Origin of the sequence: Paenibacillus sp. KS1, assembly GCF_001680695.1 — a bacterium.
Taxonomy (GTDB): domain Bacteria; phylum Bacillota; class Bacilli; order Paenibacillales; family Paenibacillaceae; genus Paenibacillus_B; species Paenibacillus_B suaedae.
Window position 1 is genome coordinate 1 of sequence record NZ_MAIS01000203.1, and the last position, 2089, is coordinate 2089.

The following is a 2089-nucleotide window of genomic DNA, read 5'->3' on the forward strand; positions in this document are numbered from 1 at the left end:
GGAAAGTCTTACGGCCTCTACGCGTTCGCCTCCATCAATGGCAAACAACACCTTGCTGACCTGCTGTGATGTGAGTTCTTTTACCGGAATAACGCTGGAGACGTTCGGACCAAGCGTCCGGGCCAACTCTTGTCGCAAAAATGTAGGCAGTATGGTGATCCGTTCGTACTCAGCGATTTTTTGTTTGAAAATAGCGTCTATAATTTGCCCATACCGGTACGCAGGCTGCTTGAAGTCGGACAGGATCTGTCCTATCGTTTCATATTTCGAGGTTGGTTTCATGTGTTCTCCTTACTGCCGGAGAGAATGCAAAAAAGCGACCGTCATTCAGCTCTTTCATGCGTCATTCACCAACTACGCAGGAAAAATCACGATGAGTTTATGGACATCATCGCTACGTGCATCTGTCGATAAATTGGTATACCTCCGGCAACAGATTTATCTTTTTGTGAACCGAGTCAGCCGGTTGGAACCGGTTCACATAATCATCTACAACCTCAACCTCAATGCTCATTGTTTTCATCCTCCTAGGGTGTGTTATATGTTCAGTTCCACCATTTTAGTTGCGATATGTTTGCAAAACTCGCTGTCGTGCTCCACAAATAGGATAGTTGGCGCATGCTCCAGCAGGAGTTCTTCAATTTGCATCCTGGAAATGACGTCGATAAAATTAAGCGGTTCGTCCCAAATATGCAAATGAGCGTGTTCGCAGAGGCTTTTCGCGATCAGTACCTTCTTCTTCTGACCGCCGCTATAAGAAGCAATGTCCTTTTCAAATTGCAAGCGCGAAAAATCGAGTTTTCTCAAAATCGCTTTGAACAAGCTTTCGTCAATTTCGCTGGATCTAGCGAATTCCGACAAATTGCCCTGCAACTGCGAGGTGTCTTGTGAAACGTAGGAAATTTTCAACTGGCTCCCTTTTCGAAGCACACCAGAATAAGGAATCTCTTCGCCGCAAATCAATTTGAGCAAACTGGATTTGCCTGAGCCGTTCGGACCGGAGAGCACGATTCTGTCCCCTTGCTCGATAGTAAAGCTGATATCGCTGCAAACGTTCTTTTCTCCATAATGAATCGAAACGCGATCAAGCTCGACCAATTGATGTTTATGATAAGTCATCTGCGATATTTTCAGGCTTTCCGAGCTATCGACGTTTCTCAGAAGCTGTGATCTTTCCTCGATCGCAGAGTGCTGTCTTTGCTCGATCGATTTGGATCGCTTCATCATTTTGGCGGCCTTGTGTCCGATGTATCCTTTGTCGACCTTGGAGCCGGAGTTGCGGGTGCCGTTTTTCGTTTTTTCTACTTCGTGCGACCAGTTGCTCGTTCGCTTGGCCGCTTCAGACAGCCTTTTAATGTCTTTCCTCAGTTTTTCGTTCTCAGCCAGTTCGAAATTATCCTGTCTTTGTTTGTTCTCCCACCAGTCTGTGAAATTTCCGTTCTGAATTTCGATATTAGTCTTATTGATCGAAATGATATGATCTACACAATTATCGAGAAACGCCCTATCGTGTGACACCAACATAAAGCCGCTCTTCCCGTTCAAATAATCACTTACCAGCTTCCGAGCATGCAGATCCAGATGGTTGGTCGGCTCGTCGATAAGCAAAAAACTGTTCTCCTTCAAAAACAGAACCGCCAGCATAACCTTCGTCTGTTCTCCGTTGGACAACGAGTCGAACGGTCGATACAACACATCCTCTGATAACTTCAGCAGCGAAAACTCGCGCATGAGCTGCCAGTGCTCGTAGTCGGGATAGATGTCAGCTACCACATCGAATGTATACTTTTCCTTGTGTTCGACATGGAACGGGAAATACTCGAAGCTGACGTTAGAGGAAATCGTTCCGCTGTATTCATACTTACCGAGCAACAGATTGAGAAACGTAGTCTTGCCCCGGCCGTTCCTCCCCGTAAAGCCTAATTTCCAGTTGGTATCGATTTGTAAACTTACATGCTCAAAAATGTTGTCGTAACTGCCGTCATAGGCAAACGTCAGATTCGTTACCTTGATCAATGACATTCCAGAAACCTCCTTGGTTCACAAATAAAAAAGAGCTGCAAGAAAGTTGACCTTTCTTACAGCTCAA

General features: G+C 45.5%; 1 protein-coding gene and 1 pseudogene. Both read right to left on the reverse strand.

The window, feature by feature from the left end:
* Positions 1 to 282: pseudogene (locus tag BBG47_RS27760) on the reverse strand (23S rRNA (adenine(2503)-C(8))-methyltransferase ClbB); the annotation flags it as partial.
* 255 nt (positions 283 to 537) lie between these two features.
* The gene (locus BBG47_RS27765) at positions 538 to 2022 is read right to left on the reverse strand and encodes an Lsa family ABC-F type ribosomal protection protein (protein WP_065294435.1); all 1485 of its coding nucleotides are present in this window, start codon (positions 2020 to 2022) and stop codon (positions 538 to 540) included.
* Positions 2023 to 2089 lie beyond the last annotated feature (67 nt).

Excerpts from the sequence above, each read along its gene's own strand:
- BBG47_RS27765 (WP_065294435.1), bottom strand. The coding sequence starts at position 2,022 with ATGTCATTGATCAAGGTAACGAATCTGACGTTTGCCTATGACGGCAGT.